This is a genomic window from Nocardia sp. CDC153, from assembly GCF_035818515.1.
In the GTDB taxonomy this organism is placed as follows: domain Bacteria; phylum Actinomycetota; class Actinomycetes; order Mycobacteriales; family Mycobacteriaceae; genus Nocardia.
This window is the reverse complement of record NZ_JAYKYU010000011.1, coordinates 1-16,583: the sequence shown is the minus strand read 5'-3', so window position 1 is coordinate 16,583 and position 16,583 is coordinate 1. Positions and strand designations below refer to the sequence as shown.

The following is a 16,583-nucleotide window of genomic DNA, read 5'->3' as shown; positions in this document are numbered from 1 at the left end:
GTCATGCGTGTCCCGGGGTCGAAACACCCCGGTTGGCCGTACGGTCGAGGCCATGACCGAGTGGGACTCCGAACCCGGGGTCACGGTGGTGATCCCCTGCCGGGACGAAGCGGACGCATTACCCGGCGTACTGTCAGCAATTCCCCCGGAATACCGGGTGATCGTGGTGGACAACGGTTCCACCGACGGCACCGCCGCGGTGGCGCGCGCCGCGGGCGCGACCGTGGTGACCGAGTCGACCCCCGGTTACGGCAGCGCCGTGCACGCCGGGGTGGACGCCGCCCGCACCGAGCTGGTCGCGGTGCTCGACGGTGACGGCTCCCTGGATCCGGGCGAGCTACCGCGCCTGGTGGCCGAATTCGGCCCCGGCGTCGACATGGTGGTCGGCCGCCGCCGCCCGGCCGTGCCCGGCGCGCTGCCGCTGCACGCGCGAATCGGCAACTGGGCCTTCGCCTTCCGGCTACGCCGCCACTACGGACTGAACGTGCACGATATCGCCGCCATGCGGGTGGCCCGCCGCGACCGCCTGCAGGCGCTCGGCCACCTGCACGCCCGCTCCGGCTACCCGCTGGCCCTGCTGACCGGCGCGGCCCGGGCGGGCTGGCTGGTGCTGGAACGCGACATCACCTATCGGCCGCGGACTCACGGCGAGTCCAAGGTCTCCGGCTCTTGGCGCGGCACCCTGCGTGCCGCCCGCGACTTCTGGAGCGTGCGATGACATCCGGTGAACCCACCGAGATCATGTTCCCCCGGCCCGGCGTCGACGGTCCGCTCGGCGCGGCCGAGACCGTGCCCGCCACCCTGCTCATCATGGCGAAATCACCCATCCCGGGTTTCGCGAAAACCCGTCTGACACCGCAGTTCTCGCCCGTGGACGCCGCCTACCTGGCGGCCTGCGCGCTGCTCGACACCCTGGACGCGGTGCGCGAGAGCGGTATTCGCCACCGCATCGTGGCCTGGACCGGCGACCTCGACCGCGCCGAACGCGCCGTCGAACTCTCCGCCGCTCTGCGCGACGTGACCGTGGTCCCGCAGCGCGGCGACAGTTTCGGCGAACGTCTCGCGAACGCCCACCTGGATGCCGCCGATTTCGGTGTGCCCGTGCTCCAGATCGGCATGGACACCCCGCAGGCCGACGCCGACCTGCTCACCCGCTCGGCCGTCCGCTTGGCCGCGACCGGGGACACGGTGCTCGGTCCGGCCACCGACGGCGGCTGGTGGGCGCTGGGCCTGACCGACCCGCGCCCGGCGCACCTGCTCACCGACATTCCGATGTCCACCGACCGCACCGGCGAACTCACCGAAACCGCCCTGCGCCACGCCGGTTTCCGGGTCCACGCGCTACCGACCCTCACCGATGTCGACACCTACGACGACGCCATCGCGGTCGCGGCCATCTCCCGAGGCCGCTTCGCCCGCACCGTCACCGAACTGGTGACGACGAAAACCCCTGTACCACTCTGAGATTCGACGCTCGAAAGGAGCCCGCGGTGCACTCCGAAGACACCGAAGCCGCGGACGCCGTCACGACGGTGGAGACGCCCGACCCCGCATCCGAAGGGGGCGGGCGGCCCACCCTGTTGCTGCCGCCTCCGCTGTCCGAACGGCTGTCCCCGGCCCGCTCCACCGCGGTGGCGGCGCGGGTCGGGATCGCGCTCGGGGTGGGAATCACGATCCTGTTCGTGACCGGGCTGATCAGCCATCTGATCCAGCATCCGCCCGACTGGTTCTGGTGGCCCACGCATCCCGTGTGGCTGTATCGGGTCACCCAGGGCACCCACGTGACGGTCGGGGTCATGATGATTCCGCTGCTGCTGGTGAAACTGTGGTCGGTGTATCCGCGGTTCTTCCTGAAACCGTCGGTGCGGCGGGCCCTTCCGGAGGCGTTGGAGCGCGCCTCGGTGGCGGTGCTCATCGGCGCGGTGCTGTTCCAGATCGTGACGGGACTGTTCAATACGGCGCAGTTCTATCCGTGGAAGTTCTTCTTCACCACGACCCATCACGCGATGGCCTATGTGGCGTTCGGCGCGGTGGTCGTGCACCTGGCGGTGAAACTTCCGGTGGTGCGACAGGCGCTTTCACGTCCGGTGAGCGAGCCCGAGGAGCCGCGAGCGGGTGTCTCACGTCGTGCGGTTCTCGCCGCCGCGGGGCTCGGGGCCGTGGTCGCGGGTCTGGCCGTGGCCGGGCAGTCGGTGCCCTTCCTGCGCTGGGTTTCCCTGCTCGCCCCGCGCAGTGGTGAAGGCCCGCAGGGTGTTCCGATCAACCGGACGGCCGCGGCGGCCGCGGTCACCGAGACCGCGCGCTCACCGCAATACCAACTGATGGTGAAAGTCGGTGGCCAGCAACGCGCTTTCTCCCGCGCCGACCTGGAGGCGATGCCGCAATACGACAGCGTCCTGCCGATCGCCTGCGTCGAGGGTTGGAGCGCGACCGGCCACTGGTCCGGTGTCCGGCTGCGGGATCTGCTGGCCCGAACCGGCGAATACGGCGGCGGTGACGTCCGTTTCGTCTCCCTGGAGACGACCGGCATCTACGGCTCCTCGGTGCTGCCGCACACCTTCGCGGCCGATTCCTCGACCCTGATCGCCTTGCGTCTCAATGGCGAGGATCTCACCCTCGACCATGGCTATCCGTGCCGATTGATCGCCCCGAACCGCCCGGGCGTCCTGCAGACCAAATGGCTGAAGTCGATCGAGGAACTGTCATGACCTTCATTCGAATCCTGTTGGGCGCGTTGGGTATCGGCTTGGCAGCCTACGGTGTCGAGCTGCTGCTGAAGATGAGCACCGCCGATCTGAAATCGGTTGCCACCTGGTTCATCGGCGCGATCCTCGCCGAGAACCTCCTCTTCGGACCGGCCGCCGCCCTGCTGGGTACGCTCGGCCACGCCGTGCTCCCGCCGCGCTGGTGGTCCGCCTACGCGGTCGGCGGGTTCTGCAGTCTCGCACTGGTACTCATCGCGATCCCCGTGCTCGGCCGGGAGGGCGCGGTCCCGGGCAACGAGACCATCCTGGACCGCAATTACGCTGTGGGCCTGCTCATCTGCCTGGCCGTGGTCTGGGCCGGGGTGGCCGCCTACCTGCTCACGACCGCTCGCCGGACTCCAGCAGTGGCAGCCGCACCTCGAAACGCGCACCGTCCGAACGGTTCCGGGCACTGATCTCCCCGTGCTGCGCGGCCACCAATCCGGAGGCGATGGCCAACCCCATTCCGCTGCTGCTGCCGAGTTCACCCGCGCCGGGGGAGCGGGCCGCGCTCCCGCGATAGGCGACCTCGAAAATCCTCGGCAGATCGGCTTCCGCGATACCGGGCCCGGTGTCATCGACGCGAGCCCACGCCCACCCGTCCGCCGATCCGGCCGAGATATCGATGCGCCCGCCCGGCGGGGTGTGCGCGATGGCGTTGGCCACCAGATTGGTCAGCACCCGCCCGAGCGCCCGGTCGCTCCCGGCCACCAGCAGCTTGTCCTCGGGTTGTGTTGCGGCCAGGGTGATTCCGGCCCGCTCGGCGGTGGGCTGATTGGCGGCCAGCACCTCGTCGACGACCTCGCGCAGATCCACCGGCTCCAGCTCCAGCCGCAGCGCCCCCGAATTGATCTTCGACATCTCGAACAGGTCGTCCACCATCGAGGAGAGCCGATTCGTCTCGCGCACAATCCGTTCCGCGTACCGCTGCACCTCGCCCGGCTCCGCCACCACCCCGTCCACCAGGGCCTCACCCATGGCCCGAATACCGGCCAGCGGCGTGCGCAGATCATGGCTGACCCACGCCACCAGCTCCCGCCGCGACCGCTCCGCGGCACGCTCTTGTTCGAGCATCTCCCGTTCCCACACCATGGCCCGCGCCTGCGCCCGGCCCAACAGAATGGCGGCGGGCACGGTGACCGCGGTGACCACCGCCAAAACCACGGCCGTGCGCTCGAATTCGGCCCCGAACATGAGCCCGCTGACCGCCACCACCCCGCACAGGGTGGCCAGTGTCGGAATCAACACCAGCACGGCCAGACTCGTGGTGACGGCGCGATTGCGGGTGTAGCGCAACAGCAGCGCGCCGACCGCCACCACCGGCAGGGTGCTCGCCAGGGCATATCCGATCAGCCCGGACGTATCAGTCGGCACCGGTCGCCTCCTCCGCTGTCGCTTCTCTCTCGGGTACGGCATCTCTGTCGGGTTCGGCCCGACCCCACGCGTAGCCGCGTCCCCACACCGTCTCGATCCGGTGCGCGGCACCCAGCTTGGCGCGCAAACGCTTCACGTGCACGGTGACCGTCGACAGATCCCCGAAATTCCAGCCCCACACCTCGGCCAGCAACTCTTGGCGGCTGAACACCCGCCGCGGATGCGCCAGCAGAAACGCCAGCAGATCGAACTCCCGCGCGGTCAACTCCACCGGCATCCCCGCCGCCACCACGGTCCGCGCGGCCCGATTCACCTCGACACCGTCCCCGCGCAACACCTCCTCGGCGACCGGTTGCGGCGGATGCGCGCGCCGCAGCACCGAGGCCACCCGCAGCGCCAGCTCGCGCGGGCTGAACGGCTTGGTCACGTAATCGTCCGCCCCGGCCTGCAATCCGATCACCCGGTCGTCCTCCTCACCGAGCGCCGTCAGCAGAATGATCGGCGTCTCCGGATGCGCCCCCGCCCGCACCGCCCGCGTCAATTCGATCCCGTCCGGCGCGGGCATCATCACGTCCAACACGGCCAGATCGATGTCATTGCGCGCCAGCGCCGCCGCGGTCGCGGGCCCGTCGGCGGTCTCCACCACCTCGAGCCCATCGCGCTCCAAGTACCGCCGCACCACTTCACGCACGACCGGATCGTCATCGGCCACGAGAATCCGCATCAACCCACCCTATGCGCCACCGTGCCCGAATCGCCTGGTCCGGGCCCTTCCCTCGCACCCCGTCACAGATTTGTCATCGCGCCCGGGCCCAAGATCGGCCCGCACCACGGACGGATCGGCTTGCGCCCGCGTTCGGATCGGTCGGCACGGCCGCGAGCGCGCGGGATTGGCGGGTGCGAATGCGGGGGGGGCGAGTGCGCGAGGGGGCGGGCGCGGGCGCGGCGCATGCGGTGCGAGAGCGGTGTCGGCTCTACGCTCTGGACGTGACCAGCGATATGTCCGGTTCGACGGCGGAGATGGCAGCGGAGGGCGGGCAGGTCCGGGTTTCGACCCTGGAACTGTTCTTCGATCTCGTGTTCGTCTTCACCATCACACAGCTCACCCATGTCTTCACCCACCATCCCGGCTGGGTCGAACTCGGCCATGTGGCACTGATGTTCGTGATCATCTGGTGGATGTACAGCGGGTTCGTGTACCTCACCAATGAGGTCGCGCCGAAGAGCACCTCCCGCCGCACGTTTCTGCTGGTCGGGATGTTCGGGTTCTTCGTCCTGGCCATCTCCATTCCGGGCGCGTTCCAGGGCTCCGGGCTGGCGTTCGGTCTCGCCTACTTCCTGGTGAACACGGTCCACACCGCCATGTTCGCGACCTCGGGTTCGGCCGGGGCCACCTCGGCGATCCTGCGTCTCGCGCCGTTGAACCTGCTCTCCGCCCTCCTGGTGATGGCCGGAGGCCTCGCCGAGGATCGGATGCGCACGCTGCTGTGGGTGATCGCGGTCCTCACCCAGGTACTCTCGCCGAACCTGGTCCGGACCGAGGGATTCGTGGTGCGCCCCAGCCACTTCTGTGAACGGCACGGCCTGGTCGTCATCATCGCGCTGGGCGAATCGGTGGTCGCCATCGGCGCAAATCTGAGCGGTCAGGACCTGACGGTGGGCCTGGTCGCGATCGTGGCGCTCGGCCTGACCCTCGGATACGTCCTGTGGTGGGCCTATTTCGGCTTCGATGACGAACGCGGCGAACACGCGCTCGCGGCGCTGCCGGAGGCGCAGCGCGTGCGGCCCGCGGTGCTCGCCTACGGCTACGCGCTCATCGTGCTGCTGCTGGGCATCATCCTGACCGCCGCGGGGCTCGCCATGACCATCGCGCACGGCGACCAGCCCGCGAGCAAGGCTGCGGCACTGTCGCTTTCGGGCGGCGTGGCCCTGTTCTTGTTGGGCCAGTGCGCATTCCGTCTGGCGCTGCGCCTGCCCCGCCCGTGGTGGCGATTGGTCGCCGCGGCCTGCGTCCTCGCCACCGCGCCCGTCGGAATCGCCTGGGTGGCATGGGGGCAGCTCGTTGTACTGATCGTGGTGGCGTACGGCTTCGTCATCGCCGACGATGTGATCTCCATCCGAACCGGTGAGGACAGCTGGTACGTGATCCCCGCCGAGTCGCCGTTCGGCCGCCTGCTGGCCCGGTACCGAAACGGTAGCGTCACTGGAAACCAGCAGTCGTAGCGCGACTCCCGCCGCCACGGCAAGGCGGCGGGTGACTCGTCAATTCCGTTGCGGCAGTTCGCATCCGTCCGGACCGCAGGCGTCGCCGTCGGCCACGATCTCCAGCTTGGGCGCGTGGTCGCTCCACGCCTGGGCGAGGGCTTGCGCGAACACCTCCGACGGTTGCGCGCCCGACACCCCGTACTTGCGGTCGAGCACGAAGAACGGCACACCTCGCGCACCCAGCTGCGCGGCCTCGGCCTCGTCGGCGCGCACCGCGTCGGCGTAGGCGTTCGGGTCGTCGAGGACCGCCCGCACGGCCGACTCCTCGAATCCGGCCGACACCGCCACCCGAACCAACCGCTCGGCGTCGCCGAACAGCGGCTCTTCCTGGGCGAAGTTGGCCGCGTACAACGCGTCCAGCAGTTGCTCCTGCTTGCCCTGCTCGTGCGCGAAGTGCAGCAGCCGATGCATGTCGAAGCTATTGCCGAAGTCGCGGCCGGAGGTCAGATAGGTCAACCCCATCGCCTCGGCCTGCGCCCCGATGCCGCGCTCATTGGCCGCGGCCTGCGCCTCGCTGATCCCGTACTTCTCCGCGATGTGCGGCACCACCGCGTCGCTGTGGTCGCGCGGCAGGGTCGGGTCCAATTCGAAGGACTTGTGCACGACCGTCACCTCGTCGCGATGCGGGAACGCCGCGAGGGCCTCCTCGAATCGCCGCTTGCCCAGATAGCAGAACGGGCAGTTGATATCGGTCCAGATCTCGACCTGTACGGCCATCACACCTCACTCCGACGCTGTTTTCGCAGGCCGGAGGGCCCGGCCACCCTGATGCCAGCCGGTAGCCGGCCCCGAATGTTCCGCTGTGATCCAGTTCACAATGGCGAGCTGTCACGTTCGCGGGGGCTGTCCTGTCTCATGCCCGACCACCAAGGAACAAGCCTTCGGAGCCAAAGATGAACGCCAACACCACCACTCAGCGGATCGTCGTTCTGGGCGCGGGTTACACCGGCATGCTCGCCGCCATCCGCCTGGCCCGGCGCACCCGCAAGCAGGACGTGAAGATCACCCTGGTGAACCCCTCGGACCGCTTCACCGAGCGGCTGCGCATGCACCAGATCGCCGCCGGGCAGGAACTGGCCGACTACCGCATCCCGGCCATCCTCGACGGCTCGGGCGTGGTCTTCCGCCGGGCCGCCGCGGTCGCCATCGACACCGCGGCCCGCGTCGTCACCCTCGACGACGCCACCGAACTGGCCTACGACAACCTGGTCTACGCGCTGGGCAGCAGCACCGACACCTCGATCGTCCCCGGCGCGGACCAGCACGCCTGGACCCTCAACGATCCCCGTCTGGCGCACCGCTTCTCGGAGCGGCTGACCGAAATCGCCACGGCCGCGGGCACGGTCACCGTGGTCGGCGGCGGACTGACCGGCATCGAGGCCGCCACCGAGATCGCCGAAGCGCACCCGAACCTGACCGTCACCCTGGTCAGCGCGCAGCAGCCGGGCGCGATGATGGGCGACAAGGCCCGCGCCCACATGGAGCGCGCCTTCGATCGGCTGCGCATCGTGCGCAAGGTCGGCGTGCGGGTCACCAAGGTGCTGCCCGACGCGGTGCGCCTGGACACCGGCGAGATCCTTGCCTCGGATCTGACCCTGTGGACCACCGGGGTGAAGGTCGCGCCGCTGGCCGCGCAGGCCGGAATCGCGGTCGACGAGCGCGGACTCATCGTCACCGACCCCACCCTGCGCTCGGTCTCGCACCCGGAGATCTACGCTATCGGCGACGCCGCCGCCATCCGCATGGCGTGGGGTCAGGTGCACGGCACCTGCCAGACCGGCATGGCCAGCGCCGCCTACGCCGCCGACACCCTGGCCGAGCGGCTGCGCGGAAAGGCCGTGCGGCCCTTCCGGATCGGCTACTTCCACCAGCCGGTCAGCCTGGGCCGCCGCGACGCCGTCATCCAGTTCACCCATGCCGACGACACCCCGAACCGCTGGTACCTGAAGGGCAAGGCGGCCTGCGCGTACAAGGCGATGGTGAGCGGCAGCCCGGTCCCGACCTTCAAGATGAGCAAGCACATGACCATGCGGGCCCAGCTGTCGAACGGTGGCCGCGCCACCCGCGAGACCGCACGACGCGATTGACGGTAGGAATGAGTCCCATGCAGGACCACGACCCGACGCTCGCCGATGAGCGCGACATCGATCCCTTCGTCGCGCATCGCAGACTGCTGTTCGGCACCGCGTACCAGATGCTCGGCACCGTCACCGACGCCGAGGACGTCCTGCAGGACGCCTGGATCAAATGGCATGAGGTGGACCGGGATTCGGTCACCCACCCCAAGTCCTACCTGGTCCGCACCGTCACCAATCTGGCGCTCAACCGCCTCACCTCGCCCCGCGCCACCCGCGAGACCTATGTCGGGCCCTGGTTGCCCGAGCCCCTGCTCACCACCGCGACCGACGCAGCACAGGAGACCGAAATGGCCGACACCGTGTCGACCGCCATGCTGGTCGTCCTCGAGACCCTGAACCCCGTCGAGCGCGCCGTGTTCGTGCTGCGCGAGGTCTTCGGCTACTCGCACGCCGAGATCGCCGGGTTCCTGGACAAACCCGAGGCGACCGTCCGCCAGATCTCGCATCGCGCCAAGAATCACGTGCATTCGCGGCGGCCGCGATTCGATACCGACCCGTCTATTCGGACGGAGGTCACCGAGAAATTCATGGCCGCCGCCCAGGGCGGAGATGTCAACGCGCTCATGGAATTGCTGGCCCCCGAGGTGACGCTGTGGAACGACGGCGGCGGCAAGGTGACCGCGGCGCGGCGACCGCTGTACGGGCCGGACCACGTGGCGCGGTGGCTGCTGGGTGCGATGGCGAAACCGATCAGCGCGGGCATCCGTCTCGAATCCGCCTCCATCAATGGCGAACTCGGCGTGCTCGCCATTATTGGCGACTACCGGGTCGGCGCGCTCACTTTCGACATTCGTGACGGCCACATCGAAAACATTCGCTTCCAAGTCAATCCAGACAAACTGGCCGGTATTCAGCGGCGGGTCGGTGGTGAATCGGCCGCCGAATCGGTCGGCGGATAGGAATTCGGCGTTGAGCCACTGGTGGTCCCGTAGTATTCGGCGCTCGTCGGGGGCGTTCGCTTCCGATTCAGCATCGTTTTTCTGCAAGGGATTTCGAATTGATCGGCCAGACAACGCGCCGGATGGCGCTACATATCCTGCCCTGGGCCGCCGCGGCCTTCATCGGTGCGAGCACCGCGCTCGCGGGCCCGGCCACCGCCGTCCCCGTGCTGCATACCGCTTGCGGTGCAAGCGAATACGAGAACGTCGACGGGAACTGCGTGCCGCGCCCGGAACAGTCGCCCGTCGCGCCCGACGGGGCCACCGCCCACTGCAAGGACGGCACCTGGAGTTTCAGCCAGCACCGGCGCGGCACCTGCTCGGGCCACGGCGGCGTCGCCGAATGGCTGTGACCGTGTCCTCTTGACCCGGGCGCCCTCCCGCCGCCGTCGGCGGGCGGGCGTTCCGGAAGAATGGGTCGGCGTGGGTGCCGAAGAACTTGCCGTCGAACCATTGCGCGCCGCGCGCAGACTGCTCGGCGGCACCCTGTGGTCCGGCGCGGTCGGTATGCGCATTGTGGAGGTCGAGGCCTACGGCGGCGATCCGGCCGGCCCCTGGCCCGACCCGGCCGCCCACTCCCACCGCGGACCCACGCCCCGCAACAGCGTGATGTTCGGACCGCCCGGCGTTCTCTACGTCTACTTCAGCTACGGCATGCACACCTGCGTGAACGTCACCAGCGGACCCGACGGCACCGCCAGCGCCGTCCTCATCCGCGCCGGGGAAATCACCGACGGCCTCGACATCGCCCGGGCCCGCCGCCCCGCGGCCAAAACCGACGCCGACCTCGCCCGCGGCCCAGGCAATGTCGGCAGCGCCCTCGGAATCACCCTGAACGACTACGGAACCCACCTCTTCGCCGCGAAATCCCCTATCCGCCTCGAGCTGGCCCCCGAAATCACCGACGTCGCAGCCATTTCCGCCGGCCCCCGCGTCGGCGTCAGCCTGGCCGCCGACCGCCCCTGGCGACTGTGGCTCCCGGACTCCCCGGCCGTCTCCGCCTACCGCCGCAGCCCCCGAGCCCCGAAACTCGATCGCCCCGCATAGCCTCGCTCCACCGTCATTCCGGCATGCTTGTGGCCGGAATCCACCTCGCGCCCAAGATCCGGCCCGACGAGAACGCCTGCCGCGTGCGCCGCGAGGACTACGGTGGGTGAATCGACTGCTCTCCCCAAGGTGGAAGCCCCATGTTCGAACGGTTCACCGACACCGCCCGCCGCGCCATCGTCCTGGCGCAGGAGGAAGCCCGCCTGCTCGGCCACGATTGGATCGGCACCGAACACCTGCTGCTAGGGGTTTTCGTCGGCGACGACCCGGTGGCCGCCCGCGCCCTGGGCGACCTCGGCCTCGATGTCTCCGGTGTGCGCGAACGCATCCGCCAGGCCGTCGGTGAACACGACAAGCTCCCGCCCAGCGGCCACATCCCCTTCACCCCGCGCTCCAAGAAGGTCCTGGAGATGTCCCTGCGCGAGGCAATGCGCCTGCGCCACAACTACATCGGCCCCGAACACATTCTCCTGGCCCTGGTGGCGGAGGGCGAGGGCATCGCCCCGCAAATCCTCATCAGTCTCGGCGCCGAACCCGCCGCCGTCCGCGCCCGCATCTCCGCCCTCGGCAACGCCCCCGGCGACGACCCGCCACCCCCGTCCGAAGCCAACCTCTACCAACGCCTCTCGACCCTCGAAGCGCGAGTGGCGGAACTGGAACGCCGCCTCGGCCCCGACACCGGCACCACCCCCGGCGACGTCTTCGGCTGACCGCCCAGCCGACAGTTCTCCACCTTGCGCTCTCGCCACGACGCCCAGCGCATCCCCCAACTAATCAAGATCAAGGAGCTCCCAGGGAGGGAATTCGGGCAATCTCCGCGTCAGGAACTCCCTGATCTTGATCGCGCCCATGCTCATGCGGCGGGGCGACGGGTCGGGGGTGTCGTGAATCGCTCAGGCCGGGACGGTTGCTCGTGCTCGAGTGGCAGCGCGGTGAATCGCGGCAATTGTTGCGCGGGAGGCGGTTTCGCCCTCGCCGAAGGCCCAGGCCACTCCGTCGGGACTGCGGTACTCCAGGTACGCGGTCATGACAGTCGGGTCGGAATCGGAGGTCGGGGCCGGGGTCTGGGTGGTCACCGACAGCACCTCGATCGGGTAGCCCTGTTCGACCAGGAACGCGGTCATCTCCTCTGCCGTTGCCACCGAAGGAATCTCCACGTCGGTCACGTCCTCCGGGTTCGTGCCCGCATAGGTGGCGATGAACAGCTCCCGCAGCGCTTTCGCCGACACCTCGGTCCCCGTGGTGTCCGTGTGCCGCTGCACATGGCGGGCGAAGTCGATCTGCAGGCGACGCGGCAGGGTCAGGCCGTATTCGGATTCCAACAGATACGCGATGCCGCCCTTGCCGGACTGGGAGTTCACGCGGATGACGGCATCGTAGGAGCGGCCCACATCGGCCGGATCGATGGGCAGATACGGGACCTCCCAAGGGACTTCGCGCTCGGGCCGACCCAGGCGGGCGGCGCGCTCGCGGTGTTCGGCGAAGCCCTTCTTGATCGCGTCCTGATGGGTGCCAGAGTAGGCGGTGTAGACCAGATCACCGGCGTAGGGGTGGCGATCCGGAATCGGCAGGCGGGTGCAGTATTCGACGGTGCGGCGAATGGCGTCGATATCGGAGAAGTCGATCATCGGATCCACGCCCTGCGCATGCAGATTCAAGGCCAGCGTCGCCAGATCGACATTGCCGGTGCGCTCGCCATTGCCGAAGACGCAACCCTCTACCCGCTGGGCCCCGGCCAGCACCGCCAATTCCGCGCAGGCCACGCCGGTGCCGCGGTCATTGTGCGGGTGCACCGACAGGATCACGCTGTCGCGGCGGGCCAGATTGCGGTGCATGTATTCGATCTGGTCGGCATAGACATTGGGCGTCGCCACCTCGACGGTCGCGGGCAGGTTCAAGGTCACCGGGCGTTCGGGTGTGGCATCCCACAGCGTGGTCATGCGATCGCAGATGTCCAGCACGTAGTCCGGCTCGGTCAGCATGAAGACCTCGGGCGAGAACTGGAATCGCACATTCGGCATGTCTCCGGCCAGTTCCAGCACGTCCCGCCCGCCCGCGGTGATCAGCTCGGCCAGCTCCTCACGCGTCTTGCCCAGCACCACATTCCGCCAGGTCGGCGCGGTGGCGGTGTACATGTGGATGACCACGTCATTGGGAATCCCGCGAATCGATTCCACCGTCCGCTCGATCAAATCCCGTCGCGCGGGCGTGAATACGACGATGGTGACGTCGGCGGGAGCCAGTCGCTCCGATCCGATCAGCCGCACGAAGTCGAAGTCGGTCTGCGAGGCGCTGGGGTAGCCGACCTCGATCTCCTTGTAGCCCATGGCCACCAACATGTCGAAGAACCGTCGCTTGCGCGCGGGATCCATCGGCTCGGCCAGGGCCTGATTGCCGTCCCGCAAGTCCACCGGCACCCACAAGGGTGCGGCGGTGATTCGCTCGGTCGGCCATTCACGTTCGGTCAGCGGGACCGAAACCCGTTGGTACACATCGCGATACCGATGCGACGGCATGACGGAGGGCTGTTGACGATTCCAGTTCGAGGGAGTGCTCACGGCGATTTCGCTTTCGCGTCGGAAGGGTGTGACCGGCGCAGCACAGCGAGCCCGCTAGCGGGGTGCCGGTCTGGTCAGACCCCGCCGCGGCGGCGAAGGAGAAGCAGGGCACCCGTAAGCATGTGGACTAGACTAGAGGGGATTCACTCCTCAGACAAGTAGAGAGGTCGACGAAAAGTGGCGCAGGTACAGCGGCACCCGCTCGCCGCGCAGGCCGCCGAGGTCCTGCTGACCCGAATTCGGGAGGGGGAGTGGGAACTCGGCCACCGTCTCCCGGGTGAGACCACCCTCGCCGCGCAGCTCGGCGTCGGCCGCTCCACGCTGCGCGAGGCCATTCGCGAACTCGCGGGCAAGGGCGTCCTCGAAAGTCGCCAGGGCGCGGGCGTTTTCGTCACCGCCCTGGACGCCGCCGAGGACTGGGACACCGTCCTGCGCCGCAGCGACATCGTCACCGTCATCGAGGCCCGCATTGCCATCGAGGCCGAGGGCGCGGCCTTGGCCGCCCGCCGCCGGACTCCCGCGGACCTGCGTTCGATGCTGCGCGCCCTGGCTGCCCGCGCCGAAAGCGGTGATTCCGTCGAGGGTTTGGTCGACGCCGACACCGCCTTCCACCGCACCGTCGTGGCCGCCGCCCACAATGACATCCTGCTCGAGCTGTTCAACGCCTTCGTCCCGCGCTCGCGGCACGCCATGATCGACATGCTGCGCATCCGCCCCATGCGCGCCCCGGCCGCCGACCACGGCGCGCACGAAGACCTCTACAACGCCATCCGCGGCCGCGACCCCGAGGCCGCCGCCACCGCCAGCCGAGTGCACCTGACCTCGCTGAAGGCCGCCTTCGACCGCTAGCCCGAAAACTTCTCCGCACCGGCGATGAGTTTCCGCGACGGCCCCCGTCCTATGGAGCAAGCGAGTTCGACACCGAACAGACAAGCCCCGAAAGGACATTCAGATGACCGCCATCGCCGCCACCCAGACCGTCGCCACCACCACCGCCACCCCCGGCAAGGTCCGCAACCGCGTCCTGTGGACCCTGCAGATCGTCCTCGGCCTCTTCTTCATCTTCGCCTCGGGCCTGCCGAAGTTCATGGGTCAGGCCGACGCCGTCCGCATCTTCCACCAGATCGGCTTCGGTGACTGGTTCATGTACTTCACCGGCCTGGTCGAGGTCTCCGGCGGCATCGGCCTCATGGTTCGCCGCCTGACCGGCCCGGCCGCCGCGGGCCTGTCGGTCACCATGGTCTGCGCCGCCGCCACCCAGGCCTTCATCCTCGGCGCTCCGGCCCTGGCCCCCTTCCCGCTGATCCTGGTCGGCGTCTTCGCCTGGATCGCCTACGAGCGCCGCGCCTCCTTCTCCACCTTCACCAACCTGGTGAAGTGAGCGCCGATATTCGCTAGACCCCCAGCCCGCTGCCGATGACACTCGGCAGTGGGCCTCGGGGCGTTCGGTGGTCATCCACTCGAATTCGCTGCCCGGCCCGCCGATCCTCCGATCGGCGGGCCGGAGTCGTTCTCCACTACCCCGGGCCTGTGCAACCTACTCATTCACGTGCGGAAAGATAGGGAAGCGTGAGCGGCGACATCATTGATGAACTGACCTGGCGCGGACTGATCGCGCAGTCCACCGACCTGGATGCCCTGCGCGCGTCCGCGGCCAAGGGACCGATCACCCTCTATGCCGGTTTCGACCCGACCGCGGCCTCCCTGCACGCCGGACACTTGGTCCCCCTGCTGGCGCTCAAGCGCTTCCAGCGGGCCGGACACCGTCCGATCGTGCTCGCGGGTGGCGCGACCGGTCTCATCGGTGACCCCCGCGATGTCGGCGAGCGCACCATGAACTCCACCGACACCGTCGCCGAGTGGGCGGGCCGCATTCGGTCCCAGCTCGAGCGCTTCGTCGACCTCGGCGACGCCCCCAACGCGGCCATCATCGCCAACAACATGGACTGGACCGGCAATCTGAGCACGGTCTCGTTCCTGCGCGATATCGGCAAGCACTTCTCGGTGAACGTCATGCTGGCCCGGGACACGGTCAAGCGCCGCCTGGAGTCGGACGGCATGTCCTACACCGAGTTCAGCTACATGCTGTTGCAGGCCAACGACTTCCTGCAGCTGCGCCGCGAATACGGCTGCACGCTGCAGGTCGGCGGCTCCGACCAGTGGGGCAACATCATCGCGGGCGTGGAACTCAACCGCCGCGTCGACGGCGAGCACGTGCATGCGCTGACCGTGCCGCTGGTGACCTCGGCCGACGGCAAGAAGTTCGGCAAGTCCACCGGCGGCGGCAGCCTCTGGCTGGACCCGGAGATGACCAGCCCCTACGCCTGGTACCAGTACTTCGTGAACACGGCCGACGCCGACGTGGTCCGCTACCTGCGCTGGTTCACCTTCCTCTCGCGGGAGGAACTGGACGAGTTGGAAAAGGCGACCGCCGAGCGCCCGCACGCCCGCGAGGCGCAGAAGCGTTTGGCCGCGGAGATGACGACGCTGGTGCACGGCGAGGAGCACACCCGCTCGGTGCAGCTGGCCAGCCAGGCGCTGTTCGGTCGCGGTGAACTGCGCGAGCTGAACGAGTCGACGCTGGCTGCGGCGCTCACCGAAGCCGCGGTCGACGGCAAGATCGCGGAGGCGACGTCGGCTACGACCATCGTCGACCTGCTGGTCGAGTCGGGTCTGTGTGAAAGCCGCGGTGCCGCACGGCGTGCCGTCAATGAGGGTGGCGCATCGGTGAACAACGAGAAGGTGTCCGACCTCGAATGGACGCCCTCGGAAGCCGACTTCCTGCACGGCAGCTGGCTGGTACTGCGGCGCGGCAAGAAGAACTTCGCGGGCGTCCGGCGCGCAAAAGCCTGATAGGCAAACAAGATCGGCATGACCTGGGCCACAACCCCGTGGTCCAGGCGGCCGATCGGTCGGTTTCCCAACCGGCTGACCAGCGCAAACGCCTTGGCGACCAGCGGATTTGACCTCGCGTTATCCGGCGCGTAACTTATTCCAGGTCAGAGCGACACGGACACCGACCGGGACCGAAACCCCCAGCTCAGAGGCTGGAAATCGGAAGCGGATACGAGGTTGGACGAGGAGCGCCGGACACGAACACTCCAGCCGAAAACTGGTCCTTGACTCTGCGGAGACCCGGGGCTAGGCTGGAAAAGTTGCCTCACTGGACATCCGATCAACTCGGATCGATGGTGTGTGCGTGTGTTCTTTGAGAACTCAATAGTGTGTCGATGAATGTCAGTGCCAAATATTTTATTTGGTTCCAATCATTCTCACCCCCGTGAGGGTGGTTGGACATTTTTAGTCAGCTTAATTTCCGAGCTGGCGTTTTCTTGCCAAGGTTTTCGGACTCTGGTTAATTCTTCCGATTCGCTGCTTCGGCAGTTGGATTGAGAGTCTTCAACGGAGAGTTTGATCCTGGCTCAGGACGAACGCTGGCGGCGTGCTTAACACATGCAAGTCGAGCGGTAAGGCCCTTCGGGGTACACGAGCGGCGAACGGGTGAGTAACACGTGGGTG

General features: G+C 68.2%; 17 protein-coding genes and 1 rRNA gene. 14 read left to right on the top strand and 4 right to left on the bottom strand.

Annotated elements, in window-relative coordinates:
• The first annotated feature begins 52 nt into the window (after nucleotides 1-52).
• From VMT65_RS37950 to VMT65_RS37935, 4 genes are all read left to right on the top strand, one after another.
• Entirely contained in the window at nucleotides 53-718 is a 666-nt protein-coding gene (locus VMT65_RS37950) for a glycosyltransferase family 2 protein (protein ID WP_326313587.1), read from the top strand.
• Nucleotides 719-741: 23 nt separating this feature from the next.
• On the top strand, nucleotides 742-1,464 hold the full coding sequence (locus tag VMT65_RS37945) for a TIGR04282 family arsenosugar biosynthesis glycosyltransferase (RefSeq protein ID WP_442790399.1): 723 nt from the start codon (nucleotides 742-744) through the stop codon (nucleotides 1,462-1,464).
• 119 nt (nucleotides 1,465-1,583) lie between these two features.
• A complete protein-coding gene (locus VMT65_RS37940; RefSeq protein ID WP_326313658.1) occupies nucleotides 1,584-2,708 on the top strand; it encodes a molybdopterin-dependent oxidoreductase in 1,125 nt (374 codons plus the stop codon).
• The gene (locus tag VMT65_RS37935; protein ID WP_326313585.1) at nucleotides 2,705-3,160 is read left to right on the top strand and encodes a hypothetical protein; all 456 of its coding nucleotides are present in this window, start codon (nucleotides 2,705-2,707) and stop codon (nucleotides 3,158-3,160) included. Before VMT65_RS37940 ends, VMT65_RS37935 begins: the two co-directional genes overlap by 4 nt.
• Here the strand turns inward: VMT65_RS37935 and VMT65_RS37930 are convergent.
• Both VMT65_RS37930 and VMT65_RS37925 read right to left on the bottom strand, forming a co-directional pair.
• Nucleotides 3,084-4,118, bottom strand: a complete 1,035-nt coding sequence (locus VMT65_RS37930) for a sensor histidine kinase (RefSeq protein WP_326313584.1) — start codon at nucleotides 4,116-4,118, stop codon at nucleotides 3,084-3,086. The genes VMT65_RS37935 and VMT65_RS37930 overlap by 77 nt on opposite strands.
• Nucleotides 4,108-4,842, bottom strand: a complete 735-nt coding sequence (locus VMT65_RS37925) for a response regulator transcription factor (RefSeq protein WP_326313583.1) — start codon at nucleotides 4,840-4,842, stop codon at nucleotides 4,108-4,110. Before VMT65_RS37925 ends, VMT65_RS37930 begins: the two co-directional genes overlap by 11 nt.
• A 263-nt stretch (nucleotides 4,843-5,105) precedes the next feature.
• Here VMT65_RS37925 and VMT65_RS37920 point away from each other — a divergent pair, with 263 nt between their 5' ends.
• Nucleotides 5,106-6,341, top strand: coding sequence for a low temperature requirement protein A (locus tag VMT65_RS37920; RefSeq protein WP_326313582.1), 1,236 nt, complete (start codon nucleotides 5,106-5,108; stop codon nucleotides 6,339-6,341).
• A gap of 39 nt (nucleotides 6,342-6,380) precedes the next feature.
• On the opposite strand, the gene VMT65_RS37915 is transcribed toward VMT65_RS37920, so the two are convergent.
• Complete coding sequence (locus tag VMT65_RS37915; RefSeq protein WP_326313581.1) at nucleotides 6,381-7,100, bottom strand: DsbA family oxidoreductase; 720 nt, start codon at nucleotides 7,098-7,100, stop codon at nucleotides 6,381-6,383.
• A 176-nt stretch (nucleotides 7,101-7,276) separates the two neighbouring features.
• Between VMT65_RS37915 and VMT65_RS37910 the strand changes: the two genes are divergently transcribed.
• The 5 genes from VMT65_RS37910 (at nucleotide 7,277) to VMT65_RS37890 (ending at nucleotide 11,216) form a co-directional block, all read left to right on the top strand.
• The gene (locus VMT65_RS37910; RefSeq protein WP_326313580.1) at nucleotides 7,277-8,470 is read left to right on the top strand and encodes an NAD(P)/FAD-dependent oxidoreductase; all 1,194 of its coding nucleotides are present in this window, start codon (nucleotides 7,277-7,279) and stop codon (nucleotides 8,468-8,470) included.
• 17 nt (nucleotides 8,471-8,487) lie between these two features.
• The gene (locus VMT65_RS37905) at nucleotides 8,488-9,420 is read left to right on the top strand and encodes an RNA polymerase sigma-70 factor (RefSeq protein ID WP_326313579.1); all 933 of its coding nucleotides are present in this window, start codon (nucleotides 8,488-8,490) and stop codon (nucleotides 9,418-9,420) included.
• 122 nt (nucleotides 9,421-9,542) lie between these two features.
• Complete coding sequence (locus VMT65_RS37900; RefSeq protein ID WP_326313578.1) at nucleotides 9,543-9,812, top strand: DUF3761 domain-containing protein; 270 nt, start codon at nucleotides 9,543-9,545, stop codon at nucleotides 9,810-9,812.
• Between the two features lie 70 nt (nucleotides 9,813-9,882).
• Nucleotides 9,883-10,506, top strand: a complete 624-nt coding sequence (locus VMT65_RS37895; RefSeq protein ID WP_326313577.1) for a DNA-3-methyladenine glycosylase — start codon at nucleotides 9,883-9,885, stop codon at nucleotides 10,504-10,506.
• A gap of 140 nt (nucleotides 10,507-10,646) precedes the next feature.
• Nucleotides 10,647-11,216, top strand: coding sequence for a Clp protease N-terminal domain-containing protein (locus VMT65_RS37890; protein ID WP_442790394.1), 570 nt, complete (start codon nucleotides 10,647-10,649; stop codon nucleotides 11,214-11,216).
• A gap of 183 nt (nucleotides 11,217-11,399) precedes the next feature.
• On the opposite strand, the gene VMT65_RS37885 is transcribed toward VMT65_RS37890, so the two are convergent.
• Nucleotides 11,400-13,022 (bottom strand): 2-isopropylmalate synthase, encoded by a 1,623-nt coding sequence (locus VMT65_RS37885; protein ID WP_326313657.1) that lies wholly within the window; start codon nucleotides 13,020-13,022, stop codon nucleotides 11,400-11,402.
• A gap of 219 nt (nucleotides 13,023-13,241) precedes the next feature.
• Here VMT65_RS37885 and VMT65_RS37880 point away from each other — a divergent pair, with 219 nt between their 5' ends.
• From VMT65_RS37880 to VMT65_RS37865, 4 genes are all read left to right on the top strand, one after another.
• Nucleotides 13,242-13,913: a FadR/GntR family transcriptional regulator gene (locus tag VMT65_RS37880; protein ID WP_326313576.1), complete on the top strand. Its 672-nt coding sequence runs from the start codon at nucleotides 13,242-13,244 to the stop codon at nucleotides 13,911-13,913.
• Nucleotides 13,914-14,016: 103 nt separating this feature from the next.
• Nucleotides 14,017-14,445, top strand: a complete 429-nt coding sequence (locus VMT65_RS37875; protein WP_326313575.1) for a DoxX family protein — start codon at nucleotides 14,017-14,019, stop codon at nucleotides 14,443-14,445.
• A 188-nt stretch (nucleotides 14,446-14,633) separates the two neighbouring features.
• On the top strand, nucleotides 14,634-15,917 hold the full coding sequence (gene tyrS / locus VMT65_RS37870) for a tyrosine--tRNA ligase (RefSeq protein ID WP_326313574.1): 1,284 nt from the start codon (nucleotides 14,634-14,636) through the stop codon (nucleotides 15,915-15,917).
• A gap of 546 nt (nucleotides 15,918-16,463) precedes the next feature.
• Nucleotides 16,464-16,583 (top strand): 16S ribosomal RNA (locus VMT65_RS37865); the annotation flags it as partial.